Raw genomic sequence first — 3642 nt, forward strand, 5'->3', positions numbered from 1 at the left:
ATTTTTTGAAGATGCCTAAAGTAAAAAAGCTAAATATTATATAAAGGGAGTACATATACATTAAGTATAAATATATATTTATTTAGGATATGGGAGAATTTGTATGATTAATGTAATATGGTTTGGAATTTTATTTATAGGTATAGCTTTTGGATTATTAACAGGAGATGGAGAAATTTTATCTAAAACTATAGTATCTACCACATCAGATACAGTGAAATTAATTATAGAACTTTTAGGAATGATGTGTCTTTGGTGTGGGGTAATGAAAATCGCTGAAAGAAGTGGACTTACAGACAAACTAGCTAGATTATTGAAGCCTGTACTAAAAAGAATATTTAAAGAGGCTGGTAAAGACGATAAGGCTCTAGGAGCCATAGTTATGAACCTTACAGCCAATATGTTTGGGTTATCTAATGCAGCAACCCCTTTTGGAATAAAGGCTATGGAAGAGATGGATAGAATAAATGGACATAAAGATGTAGCAAGTAATGATATGGTACTATTTTTAGTTCTAAATGCAGCATGTATTCAATTTGTACCGACTACAGTTATTTCTATTAGAGCTGCATTTAATTCTGTAAATCCAGGAGCAATAATTATACCTGCTCTATGTACTACAACATTTGCATCTATACTTGGAATTATTCTATGTAAATTTCTACAGAGATATTTTTAAAGGAGGTATAGCTATGGAAAATATATTTGATTATTTATTAAAAGGAATAATTCCAATAATCATAGGAGCTGTTGTACTATATGGCATCATTGCAAAAGTAAAGGTATATGAATGTTTTGTAGAAGGTGCTAAAGAAGGAATAAATGTATGTATAAGGATTTTTCCTTATCTTTTAGCTATGCTTATAGCAGTAAATTGCTTTAGAGCTTCAGGTGCAATGAATTATTTTATAAACCTTATAAAACCAGCTGTGAATGTGGTAGGAATACCTCCAGAGGTTGTTCCACTAATATTTATAAAACCACTGTCAGGTAGTGGAGCAATTGGTGTATTCACAGATATAGTAAAGAATTATGGACCAGACTCTTTCTTAGGATTTTTATCTTCTATAATAATGGGAGGTACAGAAACTATATTCTATACCGTTACTGTATATTTTGGAGCTGTAGGTATAAAGAAAGTAAGACATAGCTTATGGGTAGCTTTAATAGTAGATTTTTGTGCAGTACTTCTAGCAGTTAATTTAGCTGTAATGTTAATGAGATAAAGAGAGTTTTAATTAAATTTAGGTAGAATAATAACAAAATTAAAGATTTTTATGTTAGAGATTATTTAGGTGGTAACTATATATAAGTTTTATTAAAGTNNATTTATTGGAACTTATATAAATGAAATTGCCCAATAAAGCATTTAATTGATATGCTTTATTGGGCAATTTTAATGTATAGATTATTAATGTTCTAATTTAGCTTTGTTATAGGACTATTTATAGGTCTTAACTTCTTAACATAGAATATGTAAAGAAGAATTCCGTCTACAGACCACTGAATTAGGCATATAACCCAGAATACTTTTATTGATGTACCTAATAGATAAATAAATATAAATACTAGTGGAAGTCTTATAAACCAAGAAGTTATGAAAGCTATAATAAATGGTGTTTTCGTATCTCCATAACCTTTAAAGATTCCCCCTACAATCATTGAGAGTCCTATCATTGGCTGCTCTGCAGCGGCTATCATTAAGCAAGATGCTCCAAGAGAAATAACTTCAGTATTACTGCTATCTATAAACATTTTAATAAGCTGTACTGGGAATAATAAGAATAATAATGTAAATACACCCATTACGCCTATACCTAAAATTCCAGCTGTACGGCCATATTCTCTAGCTTTTTTATAGTCACCTTCACCCACTTTATTTCCAACAAGAGTTGTAGCTGCAACGGCAAATCCCCAGCCAGGCATAAAAGAGATATTCTCTAAAGTCAAAGTGATTTGGTTAGCTGCAAAGGCAATGGTACCAAGGTGCATAATCATCATGCTAGTGAAAAGTCTAGCTAAGCTATAGGCAGCTTCTTGCATTCCAGCAGGGATAGATAGACGAGTAATATCCTTTACTCTAATGCTACTGAATTTCTTTAAGTATTTAAATTCAATTTTTATTAAAGATTTCTTATAGGTATATATAGCAGAATAAATAAATCCAGATATATTAGCTATAGTTGTAGCTATGGCAGCACCTGCAACTCCAAGTTCTGGAAAACCAAGTAAACCAAATATTAATATAATATCTAATGAAAGGTTAACCATAAGCATAACGATAGAAACTAGCATTGGAGTTTTAGTATTTCCATAAGATCTATTAACTGCATTTAGCATACTAGATAGCATATTAAATGGAAGACCAATACAAACAATATTTATATAAGTAGTACCTAAGCCTATTATACTTATCTCAGCTCCTGCAAGAACTAATAATTTTTGGCTAAATAAGAATATAAAGAAAGTAGTGGCTATACTTATCAGGAAGCCTAAAGAAAATCCTAAAGTTGCATACTCATTAGCTTTATCCAATTCCTTAGCACCATATTTTCTTGCTACAATGGAAGTAATTCCAACAGATAAGCTTTGGGCAACCAGTATATTAGTAAATGTATATATAATTTCACAAGATATACCAACAGTACTAACTGCAAGATCTCCTCCATATTGACCTATTAGCATAGTGTCAACAGTCCATATCATAGTGTATAATAACATTTCTATTACAGCAGGTAAGGATAATTTAAGTACATCTTTTACCGTAGATTTGTTTAAATAGAAGTTCTTCTTTAATAGCTCCATATTTAATTTATCCCCCTTTTTAAATTATCTTTCATATATATAAATTATGGTACATATATAATGATAATTCATCTTAACGAAAAAAAATAGATATAGTATAAAGGAAAATAAATATAATATGAAAATTCATAAAAATGAATAGGGAGATATAAAAATTTAGTATTCTTATAATGGTATAAAATAGTATAGTATAATGAATGCATTAATGTATTATACTAGTTGTGTATATAATTCTATATAGTGGAATACTTTGAGCTTATACATTGCATAGGAGTTTTTTATATAATCATATAAATATTTATATAGTTGTATAGGCAAAATTTTAACTACATAACTTTTTGTATAGTTTTATATGGAACATTTTAAATAGTTAAAATGTTGGTATATATATGTGAATTTAATAGGAGTTTGGTATTTAGATAAAGTAAGTAAAGCTATATTAAATACTTAATAATAAACAGCTGTATTAATAATAGCTTTAGCTATGATGATAATTAATATTAATAAGTATTTATATTAATTATATCGTTGACATAGAATAATTATAGTATTATTATATTAATTAATATTGATATTTAATGCAAAGAAGAGAAGAGTACTAAATGAAGTTTTCTAAAGAGAGCTAGGAGAGGTGAAAGCTAGCGAAAAGGAAGTTTAGGAACATGGTCTTGGAGCAGATTTTCTGAAGTTTAAATGCTAAGGAAAATAGGGAAGTCCCCCTTATAGGACAAAGTAATAAAAGCTAAGGCTAGAGTTACTTATGGAGATATCTACTGTGAAGTAGATATAAAGTAGAGTGGTAACGCGATATAACGTCTCTATGTGGAAATTTCCACA

General features: G+C 29.2%; 3 protein-coding genes and 1 other annotated feature. Of the genes, 2 read left to right on the plus strand and 1 reads right to left on the minus strand.

What is annotated here, in order from left to right; all coding sequences use genetic code 11:
• The first annotated feature begins 103 nt into the window (after positions 1-103).
• Positions 104-679, plus strand: coding sequence for a nucleoside recognition domain-containing protein (locus B3W71_RS13240; RefSeq protein WP_346889406.1), 576 nt, complete (start codon positions 104-106; stop codon positions 677-679).
• A 13-nt stretch (positions 680-692) separates the two neighbouring features.
• Positions 693-1226 (plus strand): spore maturation protein, encoded by a 534-nt coding sequence (locus tag B3W71_RS13245; protein ID WP_346889407.1) that lies wholly within the window; start codon positions 693-695, stop codon positions 1224-1226.
• A gap of 193 nt (positions 1227-1419) precedes the next feature.
• Here the strand turns inward: B3W71_RS13245 and B3W71_RS13250 are convergent, their stop codons facing one another.
• Positions 1420-2805, minus strand: coding sequence for an MATE family efflux transporter (locus tag B3W71_RS13250; protein ID WP_346889408.1), 1386 nt, complete (start codon positions 2803-2805; stop codon positions 1420-1422).
• A gap of 574 nt (positions 2806-3379) precedes the next feature.
• Positions 3380-3628 (plus strand) — a binding site (T-box leader).
• Positions 3629-3642: the final 14 nt, after the last annotated feature.

The organism is Clostridium sp. UBA1056 (genome assembly GCA_002316385.1).
Classification (GTDB): Bacteria; Bacillota; Clostridia; order Clostridiales; family Clostridiaceae; genus Clostridium_J.